A 224-nucleotide genomic window follows, 5' to 3' on the forward strand; every position below is an offset into this window, starting at 1 on the left:
CATCGCCCTGGCGTATGCTTCCGGTATCGGCGCCGGCCGTGCGGGCATCCTGGAGACCACCTTCAAGGAGGAGACCGAGACCGACCTCTTCGGTGAGCAGGCTGTGCTCTGCGGTGTTGGAGATGGAGTAACGCATCTTGTCAAAGCCGCCCTCGTTGATCAGGTCGACGATGAGCTTCATTTCATGGCAGGTCTCGAAGTAAGCCATTTCGGGGGCGTAGCCG

2 pseudogenes are annotated in these 224 nt (G+C 60.3%); one reads left to right on the forward strand and one right to left on the reverse strand.

What is annotated here, in order from left to right:
• A pseudogene (locus H6B10_RS16670) lies at positions 1–169 on the forward strand (ketol-acid reductoisomerase); the annotation flags it as partial.
• Here H6B10_RS16670 and H6B10_RS18935 read toward each other — a convergent pair.
• A pseudogene (locus H6B10_RS18935) lies at positions 155–208 on the reverse strand (hypothetical protein); the annotation flags it as partial. The pseudogenes H6B10_RS16670 and H6B10_RS18935 overlap by 15 nt on opposite strands.
• Positions 209–224 lie beyond the last annotated feature (16 nt).

The organism is Gemmiger formicilis, from assembly GCF_016901605.1.
GTDB classification, from domain to species: domain Bacteria; phylum Bacillota; class Clostridia; order Oscillospirales; family Ruminococcaceae; genus Gemmiger; species Gemmiger formicilis_B.